Source organism: Thermomonospora catenispora (genome assembly GCF_006363815.1).
Lineage (GTDB): Bacteria > Actinomycetota > Actinomycetes > Streptosporangiales > Streptosporangiaceae > Thermomonospora > Thermomonospora catenispora.
On the sequence record NZ_RRYT01000020.1, the window covers coordinates 1 to 19,910 of the forward strand.

17 protein-coding genes are annotated in these 19,910 nt (G+C 72.9%); 4 read left to right on the forward strand and 13 right to left on the reverse strand.

The features are described 5' to 3' along the window. Positions 1 to 53 precede the first annotated feature (53 nt). From EIO00_RS16085 to pgsA, 7 genes are all read right to left on the reverse strand, one after another. Positions 54 to 692, reverse strand: coding sequence for a DUF6928 family protein (locus EIO00_RS16085; protein ID WP_140179809.1), 639 nt, complete (start codon positions 690 to 692; stop codon positions 54 to 56). 97 nt (positions 693 to 789) lie between these two features. Next, the gene (gene pdxS / locus EIO00_RS16090) at positions 790 to 1,728 is read right to left on the reverse strand and encodes a pyridoxal 5'-phosphate synthase lyase subunit PdxS (protein WP_140179811.1); all 939 of its coding nucleotides are present in this window, start codon (positions 1,726 to 1,728) and stop codon (positions 790 to 792) included. Positions 1,729 to 1,844: 116 nt separating this feature from the next. Continuing rightward, positions 1,845 to 2,861, reverse strand: a complete 1,017-nt coding sequence (locus EIO00_RS16095; RefSeq protein ID WP_241661388.1) for a DUF3048 domain-containing protein — start codon at positions 2,859 to 2,861, stop codon at positions 1,845 to 1,847. Positions 2,862 to 3,037: 176 nt separating this feature from the next. Beyond that, the gene (locus EIO00_RS16100; RefSeq protein WP_140179813.1) at positions 3,038 to 3,574 is read right to left on the reverse strand and encodes a LemA family protein; all 537 of its coding nucleotides are present in this window, start codon (positions 3,572 to 3,574) and stop codon (positions 3,038 to 3,040) included. After that, the gene (locus EIO00_RS16105) at positions 3,574 to 4,737 is read right to left on the reverse strand and encodes a glycosyltransferase family 4 protein (RefSeq protein ID WP_140179815.1); all 1,164 of its coding nucleotides are present in this window, start codon (positions 4,735 to 4,737) and stop codon (positions 3,574 to 3,576) included. The genes EIO00_RS16100 and EIO00_RS16105 overlap by 1 nt, the downstream gene beginning before the upstream one ends. Then, positions 4,734 to 5,651, reverse strand: a complete 918-nt coding sequence (locus tag EIO00_RS16110) for a phosphatidylinositol mannoside acyltransferase (RefSeq protein WP_175596249.1) — start codon at positions 5,649 to 5,651, stop codon at positions 4,734 to 4,736. Before EIO00_RS16110 ends, EIO00_RS16105 begins: the two co-directional genes overlap by 4 nt. Beyond that, entirely contained in the window at positions 5,648 to 6,283 is a 636-nt protein-coding gene (pgsA, locus tag EIO00_RS16115) for a phosphatidylinositol phosphate synthase (protein WP_140179966.1), read from the reverse strand. The genes EIO00_RS16110 and pgsA overlap by 4 nt, the downstream gene beginning before the upstream one ends. Before the next feature lie 329 nt (positions 6,284 to 6,612). Here pgsA and EIO00_RS16120 point away from each other — a divergent pair, with 329 nt between their 5' ends. Next, positions 6,613 to 8,760, forward strand: a complete 2,148-nt coding sequence (locus EIO00_RS16120) for an elongation factor G-like protein EF-G2 (RefSeq protein WP_140179817.1) — start codon at positions 6,613 to 6,615, stop codon at positions 8,758 to 8,760. Positions 8,761 to 8,794: 34 nt separating this feature from the next. Here EIO00_RS16120 and EIO00_RS16125 read toward each other — a convergent pair whose 3' ends face one another. Beyond that, entirely contained in the window at positions 8,795 to 9,334 is a 540-nt protein-coding gene (locus EIO00_RS16125) for an HIT family protein (protein WP_241661399.1), read from the reverse strand. A gap of 245 nt (positions 9,335 to 9,579) precedes the next feature. Here EIO00_RS16125 and EIO00_RS16130 point away from each other — a divergent pair, with 245 nt between their 5' ends. Then, positions 9,580 to 10,218: an Asp23/Gls24 family envelope stress response protein gene (locus EIO00_RS16130; RefSeq protein ID WP_140179819.1), complete on the forward strand. Its 639-nt coding sequence runs from the start codon at positions 9,580 to 9,582 to the stop codon at positions 10,216 to 10,218. Between the two features lie 27 nt (positions 10,219 to 10,245). Here the strand turns inward: EIO00_RS16130 and EIO00_RS16135 are convergent, their stop codons facing one another. The 3 genes from EIO00_RS16135 to EIO00_RS16145 form a co-directional block, all read right to left on the reverse strand. Continuing rightward, positions 10,246 to 10,830: a hypothetical protein gene (locus EIO00_RS16135; RefSeq protein WP_140179821.1), complete on the reverse strand. Its 585-nt coding sequence runs from the start codon at positions 10,828 to 10,830 to the stop codon at positions 10,246 to 10,248. A 101-nt stretch (positions 10,831 to 10,931) separates the two neighbouring features. Continuing rightward, on the reverse strand, positions 10,932 to 12,908 hold the full coding sequence (thrS, locus tag EIO00_RS16140; RefSeq protein WP_140179823.1) for a threonine--tRNA ligase: 1,977 nt from the start codon (positions 12,906 to 12,908) through the stop codon (positions 10,932 to 10,934). A gap of 291 nt (positions 12,909 to 13,199) precedes the next feature. Continuing rightward, positions 13,200 to 14,663 carry a sugar porter family MFS transporter gene (locus EIO00_RS16145; RefSeq protein ID WP_140179825.1) on the reverse strand — a complete coding sequence of 488 codons (1,464 nt, stop codon included), beginning with the start codon at positions 14,661 to 14,663 and terminating at the stop codon, positions 13,200 to 13,202. Between the two features lie 135 nt (positions 14,664 to 14,798). Between EIO00_RS16145 and EIO00_RS16150 the strand changes: the two genes are divergently transcribed. Together EIO00_RS16150 and EIO00_RS16155 are read left to right on the forward strand one after the other, a co-directional pair. Beyond that, on the forward strand, positions 14,799 to 16,070 hold the full coding sequence (locus EIO00_RS16150) for a sensor histidine kinase (protein ID WP_241661389.1): 1,272 nt from the start codon (positions 14,799 to 14,801) through the stop codon (positions 16,068 to 16,070). 46 nt (positions 16,071 to 16,116) lie between these two features. Further along, positions 16,117 to 16,791: a response regulator gene (locus EIO00_RS16155; RefSeq protein WP_140179827.1), complete on the forward strand. Its 675-nt coding sequence runs from the start codon at positions 16,117 to 16,119 to the stop codon at positions 16,789 to 16,791. Here EIO00_RS16155 and pta read toward each other — a convergent pair. Both pta and EIO00_RS16165 read right to left on the reverse strand, forming a co-directional pair. Further along, positions 16,767 to 18,812: a phosphate acetyltransferase gene (gene pta, locus EIO00_RS16160; RefSeq protein ID WP_140179829.1), complete on the reverse strand. Its 2,046-nt coding sequence runs from the start codon at positions 18,810 to 18,812 to the stop codon at positions 16,767 to 16,769. The two genes, EIO00_RS16155 and pta, sit on opposite strands and share 25 nt — an antisense overlap. Positions 18,813 to 18,940: 128 nt before the next feature. Beyond that, positions 18,941 to 19,897: a quinone oxidoreductase family protein gene (locus EIO00_RS16165; RefSeq protein WP_140179831.1), complete on the reverse strand. Its 957-nt coding sequence runs from the start codon at positions 19,895 to 19,897 to the stop codon at positions 18,941 to 18,943. Positions 19,898 to 19,910: the final 13 nt, after the last annotated feature.

Here is a 19,910-nt window from a genome sequence, read left to right on the forward strand (position 1 = left end):
GCGCGCAAGCCGCGCACGGCCGGCCGGGCGCGCCGGCCGCGGCCCTGCGGCGCTCACACCCGCCCGCGGGCGCGGAGCGCGCGCAGCACGAAGCGGCGCAGGGGCAGCTCGAGGGGGAGGAAGCCGTCCTCCCCGCGGTCGGCGATGCCGCGGCCGAACATGTAGGCCGCGGCCAGGTCCAGCCCGAAGGCCTCCTGATCGAAGGGCAGAGGGACGTCGGGGGCGCCGGCGTCGACGGCCTTCCAGTAGGGCTGTTCGACGGGCAGGCGCTCCCCCTGGTCGACCACCACCCCGTCCTCGGCGGTGACGAACACGTCGCGGACCAGCTCGCCGCCCACGTACCGGCGGAACCAGCAGCCGGAGACCACGGCGTGCAGGACCAGCACCCCGGCGGTGCCGCCGGGGAGGGCGCGGCCGACGGTGTCGGCGATGCGGCGAGCGTCCTCGTCCATCCCGTACAGCCGCCGGTCGCACACCAGCAGCGCGCGCTCATAGGCCCCGACGAACACCTCGTCCTCGTACGGCCACAGCGCGAAGTCCAGCACCGTCTCGCCGGTCTCCACCACGCCCGCGGCGGGGTGCAGGCCCTGGGCGATCCCCGCGGCGGCGGCCGCGTCCGGGCTCATCCCCGGGCGGAAGACCTCGGCGGGTTCCCCCTCGATGGCGCAGGCGAGCGCAACCGACCAGGCCATAGTCTCCCCTCCTGCCGCCCGCCCCGTCGCGTCCCTGCGCCGGGGCGGCAGCCGCCAGCGTAACCCGCATCGGAGCGGGCGGCGAGCGGCGGCCGCGTCACCAGCCGCGGGTGGCCAGCCGCTCCCGGTCGGCGAGGGCGTCGACGTTGATGCCCACCATGGCCTCGCCGAGCCCGCGGGAGACCTTGGCGATCACGTCGGGATCGTCGTAGAAGGTGGTGGCCTTGACGATGGCCTCGGCGCGGCGGACCGGGTCGCCGGACTTGAAGATGCCCGAGCCGACGAACACCCCCTCGGCGCCGAGCTGCATCATCATGGCCGCGTCGGCGGGGGTGGCGATGCCGCCCGCGGTGAACAGCACCACCGGCAGCTTCCCGGTCTGCGCGACCTCCTTGACCAGCTCATAGGGGGCCTGCAGCTCCTTGGCGGCCACGTACAGCTCGTCCTCGGGCAGCGCCGAGAGCCGCTTGATCTCGGAACGGATCCGCCGCATGTGGGTGACGGCGTTGGACACGTCGCCGGTGCCGGCCTCGCCCTTGGAGCGGATCATCGCGGCGCCCTCGGCGATCCGGCGCAGCGCCTCGCCGAGGTTGGTGGCGCCGCACACGAACGGCACGGTGAACGCCCACTTGTCGATGTGGTTGCTGTAGTCGGCCGGGGTGAGCACCTCGGACTCGTCGATGTAGTCGACACCGAGGGCCTGCAGCACCTGGGCCTCGACGAAGTGCCCGATCCTGGCCTTGGCCATCACCGGGATGGACACCGCGTCCATGATGCTCTCGATCATCTCGGGGTCGCTCATCCGGGAGACGCCCCCCTCGGCGCGGATGTCGGCGGGCACCCGCTCCAGGGCCATGACCGCGACCGCGCCGGCGTCCTCGGCGATCTTGGCCTGTTCGGGTGTGACCACATCCATGATCACGCCGCCCTTGAGCATCTCCGCCATGCCGCGCTTGACCCTGGCGGTCCCGGTCTCGGGGGCGGTCTGGCCGGGCTGGGCGGTCTGGTCGGCGGGGACGGAACTGGCAGTGGACACCGGGTTACCTCACGAAACGGACGACTATGGCATGTCCATGGTATGCCTGCCCGACATGCACTACGACTCGCCGAAGTGTCGCTTGTGTCTCGTTCGGCGTTACACGGTGTCGGGGCTCAGGGGATCGTGGGGCCGTCCTCGTTGAGGAACACGACCCAGACCTGCCCGGGGGCGAACGTCATGGGGCGCCCGTCCGCCGTGGTGAAGGTCGTCCCCTGATCGGCGGCGGGGCGGGACCAGCGCGCCTCATAGGACTTCCCGTCGCGCAGCACGAGCGCGCGGCCGCCGCCGACGGTGTGGATGACCGGGGTGTAGGCGCCGTTGACGTCCCGGTAGCGGGACCGGGTGGTCTTGGTGTACTGGACGACGACCGTCCGCGGGCCGATCACCCCGCCCTCGGCCGCGACGTTGGTGCGGCCGCCGTGGGTGGTCAGCCAGCGCCTCTGGGCGGCCGACCAGGTGAAGCCCATGGTCGCCGAGGGCCACCGGGCGGTGAAGGACGCGGTGGGCCGGCCGCCGGGGGGCGCCGGGCCGAAGCGGAAGCCGATGTCCCGGGGCCGGTCGGCCCGGGGCGCCTTCTTCAGCAGCTCCCGCGGGTCGGCGTACAGGTTGTAGGGGATCCGCCGGGCGCTGGAGCGGAAGTAGACCGAGCCGGCGGTCTCCTGGGAGATCTCATGGATCGGGGCGCGCCGGATCTGCCTTTTGAACGCGGGGTTCACGCCCGAGAAGGCGAAGGCGGGCCGGCCGTACTGGCGCAGGATCTCCAGGTCGGAGACGCGGGCGCTGCGCACCGGCCCGACCGTCCGCGGCAGCGCGGAGGAGTAGATCGCCATCAGCCTGGTCTCGCCGCCCTCGACCTGCTCGACGTAGACGATGTCGGCGGCGCGGACCCCCGACTGCGGCAGCGCGGGCCGGGTGTTCTCGATCTTGACGGCCAGGACCGGGTTGTCCAGCCCCTCGGAGCCCCCGTTGAACGGGTGGTACGGCAGGGCGGTCGCGGTCGGCGACGCCGAGGCGATGGGCGGCCGGGTGGTCCCGTTCGGCGGCGATCCGTCCGATGAACAGGAGGTCAGCCCCGCTCCCAGCGCGCCGAGGGCCATCGCGGCGATCGCCCGGCGTTCCGCAAAGCGCACATCCAGCCCTTCCCTCGACTTTCACGTCGAACTGGGCCGAGAGTAACCGACCGGACACGATGCTTGAACCCGTCGGAGGTCGGGCTTCTTCGCCTGCGGCGGCCGCGCCCCGCGGGCGAAGGAACCCGGCGACGGAGCCCGGCGAAGGGGCTCGGCGGAAGAGACCGGCGGAGAAGTCAGAACTCGGGCGGATCGTCGTCGATCTCGAAGAAGTCGGGCACCGGCGCCCTGCCCGCCAGCGGGATCACCCGCACCAGCAGCTTGCGTCGCGCGTTCCGGGTGGCGGCCACCGCGTCGTTGTAGAACCGGCGGGCGAAGGTCACCTTGCGGCAGGCCGCCTCCAACTCGTCCAGCAGCGCGGTCCCCTCCCCGCGCGACTCCAGCGTGGCGCGGAAGTCCGGCTGGCCGACCACGGCGCGCAAGGCGCGCGACAGGTCGCTCTCGGCGAACTCGCGACCGTCGGCGTCGGCGGTGCGGGCCTCGTGCGCGGCGGTGGCCAGCACCAGGCTGGTGGCCGGGTCCAGCAGCCGGGAGGCGGCCAGCTCCAGGGCGACGGCGGCGCGCCGCACCAGCGCGGCGTCCAGCGCGGCCCGCGCGGTCTCCACCCGGACGTGCAGCCGGTCCAGCCGGGTCGCCCGCCACGACACATACAGCCCCGCCAGGACCAGCACGGCCAGCCAGAGCAGCAGATCGGGCAGCCAGGAGGGGATCATCAGGCGGTGACTCCGGCCTCGACGACCCGCGCCCCGTCCACCGCGACGGTCTCATAGACCCGCACCACGTCCCGCGCGACGGTGGACCAGTCGTAGGCGCGCACCGCCGCCCGGGCCTCCGCCGACAGCTGCTTGCGGCGGGCCGGGTCGTCCAGCAGCTCGTCGGCGGCCTCGGCCAGCGCCCGATGGTCGCCGACCGGGAACAGCACCCCGGCCCTGCCGTCCTGCAGCACCTTGCGGAAGGCGTCGATGTCGCTGGCCAGGATGGGGGCGCCCGCCGCCATCGCCTCGGCCAGCACGATCCCGAACGACTCGCCGCCGAGGTTGGGGGCCACGAACACGTCCACGGAGTGGTAGGCGCGGACCTTGTCCTCGTCGCTGACCATCCCCAGCAGCGCCACCCGGTCGCGCAGCTCGGGGGAGACCTTGGACAGCACGTCGTCGGCGTCCCCCGGACCGGCCACCAGCAGCCGCAGCTCCGGCCGGCGCCGGCCGAGGATCTCGAACGCCTTCAACAGCACCTGCAGGCCCTTGCGGGGCTCGTCCATCCGGCCGAGGAACCCCAGCGTGCCGCCGCCGGGCCTGGGCTCGGCGCCGTCGCCGCGGCCGGGCCAGCCCGGCAGCGGGTCGGCCATCGCGTACCGCTCGGTGGCGACCCCGTTGGGGATCAGCACCGCGTCGCCGCCCAGATGCTCCACCAGGGTCTTGCGGGCCGCCTCGGACACCGCGATCCGACCGGTGATCTTCTCCAGGGCGCTCTGCAGGATCGGGGCGGTCACCGACACCACCCGGGAGCGCTCATAGGAGGCGTGGAACGTCCCGACGATGGGGCCGTCGGCCGCCCAGCAGGCCAGGATGCCCAGCGAGGGGGCGGCGGGCTCGTGGACGTGCAGCACGTCGAAGCCGCCGTCGCGGATCCAGCGCCGCACCCGGCTCGCGGACAGGAACCCGAACGCCAGCCGCGCCACCGATCCGTTGTAGGGCACCGGCACCGCGCGGCCGGCGCCGACCACGTAATGCGGCAGGGGGGTGTCGTCGTCGGCGGGGGTCAGCACCGACACCTGATGCCCGGCCGCGAGCAGCGCCTCGGCCAGGTCGCGGATGTGCTGCTGGACGCCGCCGGGGACGTCCCAGGTGTACGGGCAGACGATCCCGATCTTCACGACAGATCCTCCACCCAGACTTTCTGCAGCATATGCCAGTCCTCGGGGTGTTCGGCGATGCCCTCTTGGAAGGCCAGCGCGAGCCGCTGGGTCATCGCGCGGACCTTCTCCTTGCGGTCACCGGTGTCCGGGACGGGGATCTCCTCGTGCACCCGGGCCGCCCATTTGTCGCCCTCGTACCACAGGGTCACGGGGAACAGCGCGGCGCCGGTCTGCACCGCCAGCGCGGCCGGCCCGGCGGGCAGGCGGGCGGGTCGGCCGAAGAACTCCACCTCCAGGCCGCCGGCGGTGAGATCCCGGTCGGCGACCAGGGCCACCAGCCGGCCGGCGCGCAGCCGCCGCGCCAGCGTGCCGAACGCCATCGCGCCGGTGCTGCCGCCGCCCAGCGGCAGCACCTCAAAGCCCAGGCTCTCCCGGAACGCCAGGAACCGGTCGAACAGCGACTCGGGGCGGAGCCGCTCGGCGACGGTGGTGAACGAGTAGCCGTGCAGCGTCACCCACGCCCCCGCCTGCTCGTAGTTGCCCATGTGGGGCAGGGCGAGCACCACGCCGCGGCCGGCGTCCAGCGTGGCGAAGACCCGCTCGTGGCCGCTGACGATCATGTCGTTCAGGATGCGCTCACGGCTGATCTCCGGGAGGCGGAAGACCTCCATCCAGTACCGCATGTAGGAGCGCATCGCCCGCCTGGAGAGCAGGCGGACCTCCTCGTCGACGGCCTCCTTGCCCAGCACCCGGCACAGGTTCTTCTCCAGCTGCCGCACTCCCCTGCCGCGCTGCCGCCAGGCGCGGTCGGCCAGCGAGGCGAACAGCGTCCGCGCGGCCCGCTCGGGCATCCTGCGGACCACCTTCCAGCCCAGCGCGTACGCGGCGTCGGCGGCCCGCTCCCGGATTCGGGCGGGGTCGGGAAGGGTCATGCACTCGGCTCCGGAACGCGCGACGGGGAGGCGCCGTCGGCGAGCGCCTGCCGGCGGACCGCCATGAACCGCTGACCGACGGTGAAGGTGCTCAGCACGGCCAGCAGCCACAGCGCGCCGGCCAGCACGTGCGGGACGCCGAGCCCGTCGAGCCCGGTCGCCACCAGCACGATGATCAGTCGTTCGGAGCGTTCGGCGATCCCCACGTTGCAGGTGTAGCCCAGCCCTTCGGCGCGCGCCTTGGCGTACGAGACGACCGCCCCGGCGACCAGGCAGTACAGCGCGAGGTAGGCGAGCGGGCGGCGGTCGGCGGCCAGCAGCCCGGCCATCAGCCCGGCGAAGATGGCCGCGTCGGCGACCCGGTCGGAGGTGGAGTCCAAGAAGGCGCCCCAGGGGGAGATCTTCCCGGTGACCCGGGCGACCGCGCCGTCCAGCATGTCGAACACGACGAACGCGGTGATCGCCACGGTGCCCCAGAAGAACTCGCCGCGGGGGAACAGCCCGAGCGCGCCGGTGACCACGCCCACGGTACCGATCACGGTGATCATGTTGGGCGACACTCCGGTACGCGCCACGGCCTGTCCGATCGGGGTCAGGACGCGTCCCAGCGCGGGCCGCAGTTTGTTGAGCATCGCCATCCGTTCTCGTCTCGGGATACGAAAGGCTCCGGGCGGATTGCCACGGGGCGCCCATCGTAGTGGCTGATCTGGCGGCAGGCGGACCTCGGGGCGGTGCCGCGCCTCCCCGTCTGGGCACACCTTGCCGCACCCGTGCCGTACATCTGGGTCTTTTCCGGGGATGACCCCTTGTGTTCGGCGTCAGGTCGGGAAATCGTGGTGCAACGGGTGTGACGCCGGTCACCCCACGGCGCCGCACTCGGCACCCCAACGGCCCGATCCGAGGCCGGAGCGGGCCGAAGCCGTGCGGGCCCGAGGGGCCCGCCCGTCCGAGGGAGGCAGCCATGGCGGAGAAGACTCACCCGGGAGCCGCGGGCAGGGCACCGAAGGCCGTCCGGCCCGACGAGATCCGCAACGTCGTGCTGGTCGGCCATTCCGGGGCGGGCAAGACCACCCTCGTCGAGGCGCTGCTCGCTGCGACCGGTACGATCCAGCGGCCCGGTCGCGTCGAGGACGGCTCGACGGTCAGCGATTACGACGAGGTCGAGATACGCCAGCACCGCTCGGTCAACCTCTCGGTGGCGCCGCTGGAGCACCGCGGCGTCAAGGTCAATCTGCTGGACACCCCCGGCTATGCGGACTTCGTCGGAGACCTGCGGGCCGGGCTGCGGGCCGCCGACGCCGCATTGTTCGTGGTCTCGGCGGTCGACGGCGTGGACGGGCTGACCCGGATGCTGTGGGAGGAGTGCGCCCAGGTCGGCATGCCCCGAGCCGTGGTGATCACCAAGATCGACCAGCAGCGGGGCGACTTCGACGAGGTGCTGGCGGCCTGCCAGGAGGCGTTCGGAGAGGGCGTGCTGCCGTGCTGGTTCCCGGTCGGGAACAAGCTGTTCGGCCTGCTGACCCAGACCTGTTTCGACTACGCCTCCGGCACGCGGGTGGAGTGCGAGCCCGACCCGCAGTACCTGGACCGGATCGCCGAGCAGCGCAGCGCGCTGATCGAGGGGATCATCCAGGAGAGCGAGGACGAGACCCTGATGGACCGGTACCTGGCCGGCGAGGAGCTCGACGTCGCGTCGCTGATCGCCGACCTGGAGAAGGCGGTCGCGCGGGGCGGGTTCTACCCGGTGCTGTGCACCGCGGTGCCGCACGGCGACCGGCCCGGTCCGGTGATCGGCGTCCTGGAGCTGCTGGAGGTGATCACCCAGGCGTTCCCGTCTCCGCTGGAGCACGGCCTGCCCCCGGTCACCACGATCGACGGCCGGCCGGTCGAGGACCTGACCTGCGACCCGGACGGGCCGCTGCTGGCCGAGGTGGTCAAGACCGTCTCCGACCCGTACGTGGGACGGATCTCGCTGGTCCGGGTGTTCTCCGGAACGCTGCGCCCGGACACCGTGGTGCACGTGTCCGGGCACGGGCTGACCGACCGCGGACATGAGGACCACGACGTGGACGAGCGGATCGGCGCGCTGTCCTCGCCGCTGGGCAAGCACCAGCGGACCATCGACGCCTGCATCGCCGGGGACGTCTGCGCGATCGCCAAGCTGACCCGCGCCGAGACCGGCGACACCATCTCCGACAAGGACCGGCCGTTGCTGATGACGCCCTGGCGGATGCCCGACCCGCTGCTGCCGGTCGCCATCGAGGCCAAGTCCAAGGCCGACGAGGACAAGCTCAGCCAGGCGCTGTCCCGGCTGGTGGCCGAGGATCCGACGCTGCGGCTGGAGAACAACGCCGAGACCCGCCAGCTGGTGCTGTGGTGCATGGGCGAGGCGCACGCCGACGTGCTGCTGGACCGGCTCAAGTCGCGGTACGGGGTCGAGGTGGAGACCGTCGAGCTGCGCGTGCCGCTGCGGGAGACGTTCGGCGGACGCGCCCGGGGCATGGGCCGGCACGTCAAGCAGAGCGGCGGTCACGGCCAGTACGCGATCTGTCATGTGGAGGTCGAGCCGCTGGGCTCGGGCGAGGGGTTCGAGTTCACCGACAAGATCGTCGGCGGGGTGGTGCCGCGCCAGTTCATCCCGTCGGTGGAGAAGGGCGTCAAGACGCAGATGGCGCGGGGCGTGGTGGCCGGATATCCGGTGGTGGACATCCGGGTCAAGCTGTTCGACGGCAAGGCCCACTCGGTGGACTCCTCCGACATGGCGTTCCAGACCGCCGGGGCGCTGGCCCTCAAGGACGCCGCGAGCAAGGTGCCGATGCTGCTGCTGGAGCCGGTGGACGAGCTGGAGGTGCTGGTGCCCGACGAGTACGTGGGCACGGTGATGTCGGATCTGTCGGCGCGGCGCGGCCGGGTGCTGGGCAGCGAGTCGGTGCCCGGCGGCCGGACGATGATCAAGGCGGAGGTGCCGCAGCTGGAGATCACCCGGTACGCCATCGACCTGCGCTCCATGACGCAGGGCACCGGCACGTTCACCCGCCGGTTCCTGCGGTACGAGCCGCTGCCGTCGCACCTGGCCGACAAGGTGGCGGCCACCGGACAGCAGGGCTGAGCGTTCCGCGGCCGGGCGCCCGGCCGCGGGGCGCTCAGTCCTGCGGCCAGGCGTCGGCCACCAGACGGCGGGTGTCGCGCAGCAGCTGGGGCAGCACCTTGGTGCGGCCGATCACCGGCATGAAGTTGGTGTCCCCGCCCCAGCGGGGCACCACGTGCTGGTGCAGGTGCGCGGCGATGCCGGCCCCGGCGACCGCGCCCAGGTTGAGGCCGACGTTGAAGCCCTGCGCTCCGCTGGCCTTGCGCAACGCGGTCAACGCCCGCTTGGTGTAGGCGGCCAGCTCGGCGGTCTCCGCGTCGTCCAGCTCGGTGTAGTCGGCGATGTGCCGGTACGGGACGACCATCAGGTGCCCGGAGTTGTACGGGTAGAGGTTGAGCACCACGAACACCGCTTCGCCGCGGGCGACGATCAACCCTTCCTCGTCGTCCATCTCGGGGATCTCGCAGAAGGGACACCCGTCCCCCGGCCCGGAGCCGGTGGGCTTGCCCTCACCCTTGATGTAGGCCATCCGGTGAGGCGTCCACAGCCGCTGGAACGAGTCGGGCACGCCCGCTCCGCCGCGTTCCTCCTCCAGGTCCCACGGCGGCTGGTCTCCGCCCCCGGCCGCGTCGAGACGTGTCTGCGGCAGGTCGGGTTCCTTCGGCTCTACGCTCAAGACGGCGCTCTCCTTTACTCGCCTGTCAATGCAGCATAGAGAGCGACGGGCGGGCGATTGAAGCCGGGCCACGCCGTGCGCCGGATGTCGGTGCGGGGAACCACGGCGTTTCGCCCCTGCCGCGGCGGCCGATTCCGACACGATGGGCATCTGCGACGGACCCGGTGGAAAGCACCGACGATCGACAGCGGTGGGGGCGGGCGATGAGCGATCTGGACGACAGCCGTTCCGCCGAGGGCGGGATGCGCGACGAGGAGGCGGGACGGCCGGGAGGCGGGGTGACGCCGTTCTTCCCGGGCCCGTCGGGACGGCACGCGACGCCCCCGTCGGGGGTGCCGCTGTCGGGCGGGCCGCAGCCGCTGAGCGCCCCCACGGCGGCGCCCCCGATGGCGCCGCCGCCCTCCCCTCCCCCGCCCGGGGATCAGGCGGTGGCCGGTCCGGGCGAGAACCGGCCGGAGACCGCCGCGGTGGTCAAGGGCCGGATCACGATCGAGGACGAGGTGGTGGAGAAGGTCGCCGCGCTGGCCGCCCTGGAGGTGTCCGGCGTCGCCGCGCTCAGTGAGCGCGCCGACGAACCCGTCCGGGTCCGGGTCCGCGACAACGAGGCGACGGTGGACCTGACCGTGGTGGTCGAGTACGGCTGCGTGGTCATGGACGCGGCCCGGCGGCTCAAGGCCAACGTGGCGCGGGTGATCAGCCGGATGCTGGGGATGCGGGTCGGCGCCGTGAACGTGATCGTCGACGACGTGCTCCCGCCCGGCGGTCCCGACGCGCACCGGGCTCCGCAGGGGAAGGGCATGTGAGGCCGGACCGGGATCCGGCCGCAGGGGTCAGGCCAGGGGGAGGTCGCAGGTCTGCGGGACGGTGGCCCCCACCGAGCGGACCTGGATGCGCTCCACCTGGTCGGCCAGCACCTGGCGGAAGGTGAAGGTGTAGGGCTGCCCGCCCTTGAGCTGGGCGGTCTGCTTGCGGCTGGTCAGGCCCTGCAGGTGGACCTCGACCTGGACGAACGATGCGCCCGACGTCTGCACGGTGACCTGCAGGTCGGTCATGGTGTACCGGACGGCGCCCATGCCGCGGGGGCAGTAGCGGCGGACCTGGCCGCCGGCCTGGGCGAGCGGGTCGCCGGAGCCGCCGATCTGCTGACGGTCGATCGGGTCGCCGCCGGTCGCGGCGGTGCCGCCGCGACCGGCGGTCGGCCGGACCGGGTCGTCGACGGGCGCGGCGGGCCCGCCGTCCTGCGGGGCGGTCGGCCGTGCTCCGCCGGAGGTCCGTTCGTCCGCCGCCGTCCGGGCTCCGTCGCCGGAGTTCAGCAGCGGCAGCGCCAGCACCACCAGCGCGGCCACCACCAACAGCAGGGAGCCGCCGTACCCGAGGTACCGCAGCAGACCGGCGTGCCGCGTCGCAGTCTTCATCGGCTCTGCCTCTGATCGTGGTCGGGGGTCGAGGGCGGCGACCCGCCGGGCCGTCCCCGGCCGATCTCCCGGCCACGGGACGGCCCGGCGGGGCCGACGGGTCAGATCTGCACGCGCTGCTCGACCGCCTGGACGATCTCCTCGATCGCCTCGTCGATCGGCACCCCGTTCTTCTGCCTCCCGGTGCGGTAGCGGAACGACACCGCGTCCTTGGACACATCGTCGTCCCCGGCCAGCAGCATGTACGGGATCTTGGCCTTCTGGGCGTTGCGGATCTTCTTCTGCATCCGGTCGGCGGAGGCGTCCACCTCGGCCCGGATCCCCCGGGCGCGCAGCGCGGCCATCACCTTCTCCAGGTGCGGCACGTGCGCCTCGCCGATCGGGATGCCGACCACCTGAACCGGCGCCAGCCACGGCGGCAGCGCCCCGGCGTAGTGCTCCAGCAGCACCCCGAAGAACCGCTCGATCGAGCCGAACAGCGCCCGATGGATCATCACCGGCTGCTGCCGGCTGCCGTCGGCGGCCTGGTACTCCAGCTCGAACCGCTTGGGCTGGTTGAAGTCCACCTGGATGGTCGACAGCTGCCAGGTCCGGCCGATCGCGTCCTTGGCCTGCACGGAGATCTTCGGGCCGTAGAACGCGGCGCCGCCGGGGTCGTCCACCAGCTCCAGGCCGGAGGAGGCGGCGGCCTCCTGGAGCGCGGCGGTCGCCTCGGCCCAGTCGGCGTCGGTGCCGATGAACTTGTCGGAGTCGTCGCGGGTGGACAGCTCCAGGTAGAACTCGCTGAGCCCGTAGTCGCGCAGCAGGTCCAGCACGAAGCCCAGCAGGCTCTTGAGCTCGTCGACCATCTGCTCCCGGGTGCAGTAGATGTGCGCGTCGTCCTGGGTCATCCCGCGCACCCGGGTCAGGCCGTGCACCACGCCGGACTTCTCGTACCGGTACACCGACCCGAACTCGAACAGCCGCAGCGGCAGCTCGCGATAGGACCGCCCGCGCGCCCGATAGATCAGGTTGTGCATCGGGCAGTTCATCGGCTTGAGGTAGTACTCGCCCCCGTCCACGTCCATGGGCGGGAACATGTCGTCCTTGTACCAGCCCAGGTGCCCGGAGACCTCGTACAGGGCGCCCTTGGTGATGTGCGGGGTGTAGACGAACTCATACCCCGCCTCCTCGTGCCGCTTGCGCGAGTACTCCTCCATCACCTTGCGGACGATCCCGCCCTTGGGATGGAAGACGGCCAGGCCGCTGCCGATCTCGTTGGGGAACGAGAACAGGTCCAGCTCGACGCCGAGCTTGCGGTGGTCCCGCTTCTCGGCCTCCTCGAGCATCTTCAGGTACTCGTCCTGCTTCTCGCGGGACTCCCAGGCGGTGCCGTAGATCCGCTGCAGCTGCGGGTTCTTCTCGCTGCCGCGCCAGTACGCCCCGCCGGAGCGCATCAGCTTGAACGCCGGGATGTGCCGGGTGGTCGGCAGGTGCGGGCCCCGGCACAGGTCCTTCCAGCACAGCTCGCCGGTCTTGGGGTCCAGGTTGTCGTAGATGGTCAGCTGTCCGGCGCCGACCTCCACGCTGGACCCGTCGTCGGCCGAGGCGCCGCCCTTGAGATCGATCAGCTCCAGCTTGTAGGGCTCGTCGGCCAGCTCGGCGCGGGCCTCCTCGTCGGTGACCGCCCGCCGGGAGAACCGCTGTCCCTGCTTGATGATCTCGCGCATCCGCTTCTCGATGCGCTTGAGGTCCTCGGGGGTGAACGGCTCGGGCACGTCGAAGTCGTAGTAGAAGCCGTTCTCCACCGGCGGGCCGATGCCCAGCTTGGCCTCGGGGAACAGCTCTTGCACGGCCTGCGCCATGACGTGCGCGGTGGAGTGCCGCAAGATGGCGCGGCCGTCTTCGGAGCCGATCTCGACGGGCTCGACCACGTCGCCGTCCTGTACCTGATAGGTCAGGTCGCGCAGCTCACCGCCGACCCGGGCGGCGATGACGTTCTTGCCGTCCGCGCCCAGCGCCTCGCCCGCGGTGGTGCCCGCCGCCACCACCTGCTCGCGTCCGTCGAGGGTGATGCGCAGCTCAGACACGGTGGACACGGGTTCTCCTCGGTCGGAAGGGTCAGGGTTGTCGGCGCCCGATGGTATCGAGCCGCCGACCTCACCGGGGGCAGCCGGCTTCATGATCGGGTTCCTTTCCGCTGTGGGGAGCGGGCTCCGGGAAACACCAAGGCCCCGGGACCGCTCCCGGGGCCTGGCCGAACGCTCGTGGTCAGCGCGTGAGCGAGCACCGCCGGGAGACGCCCGGCGTAGTCGTGGTCTCGGTCATGCTCTCGAACGCGCCTGCCATGCCCGCCATCATATCCGCCGTCGCGCCCCCGCCGGCGCGTCTCAGGCCCGCCGGGCCTTCGGCGTGCCGTACAGCTCGTCCATGTCCTCCAGCTCGCGGCCCTTGGTCTCGCGGACGGCCGTGCGGACGAACACGAACGCCACGGCCGCCGAGAGCGTGTAGAAGCCGTAGGCGAAGCCCAGGCCGAGGTCGGCCATGGCCGGGAAGGTCATGGTGATCAGCCAGTTGGCGACCCACTGGGCGGAGGCGGCCACGGCCAGCGCGGCGGCCCGGATGAAGTTGTTGAACATCTCGCCCAGCAGCACCCACACCACCGGTCCCCAGGTGGCGCCGAAGGAGAACACGTACAGGTTGGCGGCGACCAGCGCGACCGGGCCGGCCACCGGGCCGAGCGCCGGCTCGCCGTCCACGACGGGCGCGGTGGCGAACGCGACGGTCATGACGGCCAGCGTGACCGTCATCCCGGCGGCTCCGGCCAGCAGCAGCCGACGGCGGCCGATCCGGTCGATCAGCGCGATGGCGACCAGGGTGGTGACGATGTTGGTGATCGAGGTGATCACCGAGGTGAACATGGCGTCGCCCTCGCTGAAGCCGACCGCCTGCCACAGCGAGGAGGAGTAGTAGAAGATCACGTTGATGCCGACGAACTGCTGGAAGACCGACAGCAGGATGCCCACCCACACGATCGGCAGCAGCCCCAGCCGGGGGCCGCGCAGGTCGCGCAGCTGGACCGGGCGGTCCTCGCGCAGTGTGCGGGCGATGTCGCGGATCCTGGCCTCCACGTCGGCGGCCGGCCCCATCACCCGCCGCAGCACCGGCCGGGCCTCCGCCTCGCGGTGCCGCTTGACCAGGAAACGCGGCGACTCGGGGATGCTCAGCGCGATCGCCCCGTAGATCACCGCGGGCAGCGCCGCGCTGGCGAACATCCACCGCCAGGCCGTGCCGCCCAGCGGGAACTCCCCGGACGCGCCGCCCTCGGAGATCCGGGCGATCAGGTAGTCGGCCAGCAGCGCGGCGAAGATGCCGGTGACGATGGCCAGCTGCTGCAGCGAGCCGAGCCGGCCGCGCAGACGCGCGGGCGCGATCTCGGCGATGTAGGCGGGTGCGATCACCGAGGCCGCGCCGATCGCCAGTCCGGCCGCCAGCCGCCAGGCCGTCAGGTCGTAGGGGGTGACGGCCAGCGCCGAGCCGATCGAGCTGATCACGAACAGCAGCGCGGCCACCAGCATCGTGCGGACCCGGCCGATCCGGTCGGCCAGCGGCCCGGCCAGCCATGCGCCCGCCGCACAGCCCAGCAGCGCCGAGGCCACCACCAGCCCGACGACGAACGAGCCGAGGCCGAACTGCCGGCGCAGCGCGTCCACGGTCCCGTTGATCACGGAGGTGTCGTAGCCGAACAGGAATCCGCCCACCGCCGCCGCCGAGGCGATCATGGTGGCCACGGCGGTGTTGTGCTCGTGGTGCGCAGGGGACGCGGGAGACGGTGTGCTGTCTTCGGCGGTCATGGCCGGGGCTTGCCCGCTCCCGGTGGGCTTATGCGAGGTCGTGCGGGTGTCCGGGCGGTGATACCTCGGAGCCGGTCGCAAGATCCCGCTGCGGGGGCAGGCCGCCGGACGGGACCGCTCCTAAGCTCGTGCTCGATGAGCGAGCATCCCACAGGCCGCCGCCCCGACAGGGCCGGCTCCCTCTATGCGATGTCCCGCCGCGCGTTGGCGGACGCCGCACTGCGCGCCCCCAAGGAACCGCCGCGCCGGCTGACGCCCGACCGCCGCTGGGTGCGCTGGCTGGGACAGTCGCTGCTGCTGGCGATGGCGGTGGGCTTCGTCGGCGGGTCGATCGCCATCCCGCTGATCCTGTACGCCCCGCCGCCGCGCCCCGTGGTGGCGTCGCTGCTGGCGGTGTCGCAGGCGGCGCCGCTGGCGCTGGCGTGGCGGTGGCCGCTGGTGGCCTGGCGGATCAGCGCGTCGGGCATGCTGGCCGGGGCGCTGCTGCTGCGCGAGGCCTACTTCTGGCCGTGGCCGGTGACGTCCTGGCTGGCGTTCGTGGTGATCTGCTTCTTCGTCGCGCTCGGGTACGAGCGGTCGGTCGCGGCGGGGGTCGGTGCGCTGACCGCCGGCGGTCTGCTCGTCCCGGCGGTGGCGGTGGCGGGGATGCCGGACTGGTTCGGGTTGATCCTGGCCGGGATCGTGGTGCTGGCGCTCAGCTTCGGGGACGCGGTCGGCGGACGGTACGCCGCCGAGCTGAGCTTGGCCGAGCAGGAGGCGTTGCGCCGGCAGGATCTGGCCCGGCAGGCCCGCCTGGAGGAGCGCGCCCGGATCGCCCGGGAGCTGCACGATGTGGTGGCCCACCACATGTCGGTGATCGCGATGCAGGCGGAGGCGGCGCCGTACAAGATCCCGGATCTGCCGGAGGCGGCCAAGGACACGTTCGCGCTGGTGCGGGACGCGGCCCGGGAGGCGCTGACCGAGACCCGCCGGGTGGTGGGACTGCTGCGGGCCGAGGACGACGACGCCGAGCGGCGCCCGCAGCCCGGGCTGGAGCGTCTGGAGGACCTGGTCGCCGGGGCGCGGCAGGCCGGGCTGACGGTCGACGCGGTGATCGTGGGGGTGCCGCGTCCGGTGGCGGCGGGAGTGGACCTGTCGGCGTACCGGATCGTCCAGGAGTCGCTCAGCAACGCCGCTCGCCATGCGCCCGGCTCCCATGTGCGGGTCGAGGTCGCATACCGGTCGGATGCGCTGGCGGTGACGGTGACCGACGACGGGCCGCGCACCGCCCCGGCCGAGCCGGGCGGTGGGCACGGGCTGGTCGGGATGCGCGAACGGGTGGCGATGCTCGGCGGCGCCCTGTCGGCGGGCCCCGTCGAACCCGCCGGCTGGAGGGTGGCCGCGACGCTTCCCTACGGGAACGAGTGACGCCGCAGGGGGCGCCCCGGGGCCGTCCCCGCCTAGGGTGGTGATCGTGACCATTCGCGTGCTGATCGCCGACGATCAGGAGATGATCCGCGACGGACTGGCCGCCCTGCTGTCGTCCGCTCCCGACATCGAGGTGGTCGGACAGGCCGGCAACGGGGTGGAGGCCGTGGCGCTGGCCGGCGAACTGGCCCCGGACGTGGTGGTGATGGACGTCCGGATGCCGGAGATGGACGGGCTGGCCGCCACCGCGAAGATCGTCGGCGAGCCGCTCGACGCCGACGACGGGAGTGCGACCGGGCCTCGGGTGCTGGTGCTGACCACGTTCGATCTGGACGAGTACGTCTATGAGGCGCTCGGCGCGGGGGCCAGCGGGTTCCTGCTCAAGGACGCGTCGGCGGCCGACCTGATCAACGGGGTGCGGGTGGTGGCGGCCGGGGACGCCTTGCTGGCCCCGTCGGTCACCCGGAGACTGATCAGGGACTTCGCCCGGCGCCGACGGCATCAACGACCCAGTCCGACGGCGACCGCCGCGCTGACCCCGCGCGAACTGGACGTGCTGCGGCTGATCGCGCGCGGCCTGTCGAACGCGGAGATCGCCGCGGAACTGGTGCTGGCCGAGCAGACCGTCAAGACCCACGTCGGGCATGTGCTGGCCAAGCTGGGCCTGCGGGACCGCACCCAGGCCGTGGTGTTCGCCTACGAGAACGGCCTGGCGGGCTGATCGGGGACCGCGGGGGCGGGCTGGGCCTGGATGGCGGTGATCGCCACCGCGTTCACGATGTCCTGCACCGTGGCGCGCGGCGGCAGCGCGTTCACCGGCCGGCGCAGCCCCTGCAGGACGGGGCCGATCACGCTGGCCCCGGCGGCGCGCCGGCGGCGCACCAGGGCGTCCCCGATGTCCAGGTCGGGGACGGCGTAGACGGTGGCCTCGGCGGCGACGTCGTCGTGCGCGACCGGCCCCTCCACCGCCAGGCCGGGGGCGCGCTCGCGGACGATCTCGACGGCCCGGGACCGTTCCGCGTCGTCGTCGGGCCCGTCGGGTCGGGACAGGATCGCGACCCGGGGGTCGATGCCGAACCGGCGGGCGGTGCCGGCGGCCGACAGCGCGATCGCGGCCAGCCGCTGGGGGTCCGGGGAGGGGACCACCAGGCAGTCCCCGTACACCAGCACCCGGTCGGACAGGCACACCAGGTGCACGCTGGAGACGATCCCGGCACCGGGAGCGGTCTTGACGATCTCCAGGGCGGGACGGACGGTGTGCGCGGTGGTGTGCACCGCACCGGACACCATTCCGTCGGCGAGGCCGAGGTGCACCATCAGCGCCCCGAAGTACTGCACGTCGGTGACCAGGTCGCGGGCCAGCCGGTAGGTCACGCCGCGGTGCTTGCGCAGCCGGGCGTACTCGACCGCGAACCGTTCCCGCAGCTCCCGGTCGAAGGGGCTGACCACCCGGGCGGCCGAGACGTCCAGGCCCAGCTCGGCGGCCTCGGTGCGGATCGTCTCCTCGTCGCCGAGCAGGGTCAGGTCCGCGATGCCGCGGCGCAGCAGGATGTCGGCGGCGTGCAGCACCCGCGGCTCGTCGCCCTCGGGCAGCACGATCCGCCGTCGATCGGCACGGGCGCGTTCCAGCAGCTCGTACTCGAACATCAGCGGGGTGACCGCGCTGCGGCGGCGCACCCCGAGCCGGCGCGCCAGCTCGGCGCCGTCGATGTGGTCGGCGAACAGGCCCAGCGCGGTCTCGATCTTGCCGTGCGCGTCGGGGGTGAACCGGCGGCCGGTGGCGGCCGACAGCCGGGTCGCGGTCTCGAAGGTGTCGCCCTCGGTGATGATCACCGGCAGCCGCACCGACATGCCGTCCAGCAGCCGGGCGACCGATTCCGGCAGCTCCATCCCGCCGGTCATGATGATCCCCGACAGCGCCGGGAAGGTCGGGGCGGCGTGCGCGGTGAGCAGGCCGGGCAGCAGCGCGGCGGCCCGGTCGGAGGGGATCAGCACCGCCACGCCGTCGGTGAGGCGGTTGAGGATGTTGGGCAGCGTCATCGCGCCCACCATCAGCCCGGACGCCTCCCGGCCGAGCTGGTGCTCCTCCCCCAGCATCAGATAGCCGCCGCAGGCGTCCATCAGCGCGCTGATGGTCGGCCGCTCCAGCCGGGGGACCTCCGGCAGCGCGTACACCGGCAGGTCGTCGGAGCGCACGCAGGCCGCGCGGACCTCCTCCAGCCGCCCGGGCGGGACGCGGGTGACGACGACGGCCAGCGGCTCGGCGCCCTCGCCGCGGGTCTCCTTGACGGTCAGGTCGACGGCCTCGGCGGTCTGCCGCGGGGTGCGTTCCAGCCCGTTGACCACGCAGATCACCGGGACGCCCAGCAGGGCGCCGACGGCCGCGTCGAATCCGGCGGGCGCGGGCTCGCCCACGTCGCTGTGGTCGGCGCCGACCACCACGACCGCGGCGCACCGCGCGGCCAGCCGGCGGTAGCGCCTCTCGATCTCGCGGACGGCGGCCTCGCGGTCGGCGTGCAGGTCGTCGTAGGTGACCCCGATGCAGTCGTCGTAGGCGCACGTCAGCTTGAAACGGCTGCGCAGCGTCTCCACCAGGTCGTCGCGGACGCCCCGGCGGACCACCGGGCGGAACACCCCGACCGATCCGACCCGCCGGGACAGGAGCTCGGTCAGCCCGAGCGCGATCGTCGCCTTGAGGCTGGCGGCGTCACCGGCCGCGACGTAGACCCCACACGTCGTCATAAGGGTGATCGTCCCAACATCCGAAGGGAGGCCCGTATCCCGGGTGCCGGTCAACGGGGTCCGCGCACCCGGCGGGTTCGCCGCCGGGTGCGCGAGGACGCAGCCAGATTACGTGCTCGGCGCGACGCTCAGCGGGACGGATCGAGGACGAGCTTGCCCATGGTGCGGCGGGCGCGCAGGTCCTCGTGCGCCCTGCGGGCCTCGCTCAGGCCGTACTCCCCGCCCTTGATCACGCGCAGCCGCCCCTCGGCGGCCAGGGCGAACAGCTCGTCCAGGGCGGTGCGCATGACGTCGCCGGGCAGCTGGAACACGTGCGTCAGCCACATCCCGGCGATGGTGGTGGAGTGCGCCATCAGGCTGGCGGGCTGGACGGGCGTCGGGGGCTTGCGGGAGGCCATCCCGTAGAACGCCAGCCGCCCGAAGGGGGCCAGCGCGTGCAGGCTCTGGTCGGTGACCGATCCGCCGGTCATCTCCAGCACCACGTCGACGCGGCGGCCCCCGTTGGCCTCGATGAGGGCGGCCTTCATGTCCTCCGCGCCGGCGTCCACCGCCACGTCGGCGCCCAGCTCCAGGGCCAGGTCGCGCTTCTCCGCGGAGGAGGCGGTGGCGATGACGCGGCCGGCGCCCCATGCCTTGGCGAGCTGGACGGCGAGGCTGCCGACCCCGCCGGCGGCGGCGTGCACCACGACGGACTCGCCGGGCGCCATGTGAGTGCTGCGACGCAGCAGCACCCAGGCGGTGGCGCCCTGCACGACCATGGCCAGCGCGGTGACGTCGTCGATCCCCTCGGGCACCTCCCAGGTCAGGGCCTTGGGGGCGGTGGCGTACTCGGCGTACCCGCCGGATCCGACCAGCGCCACCACGCGGCGGCCGTCGGGGGTGCGCCCCACGACCTCGCTGCCGGGCACCAGCGGCAGGGTGGAGCGGCTCAGGTAGCTGTTCTCGGCCCGGTGGGTGTCGGCGTAGTTGACGCCCGCCCGGGAGACCTCGATGAGCACCTCGTCGGGGCCGGGTTCGGGACGGGGCAGCTCGGCCGGTCGCAGCACCTCGGGACCGCCGAACTCGGTGATCTGGATCGCGCGCATCGCAGTGTCCCTC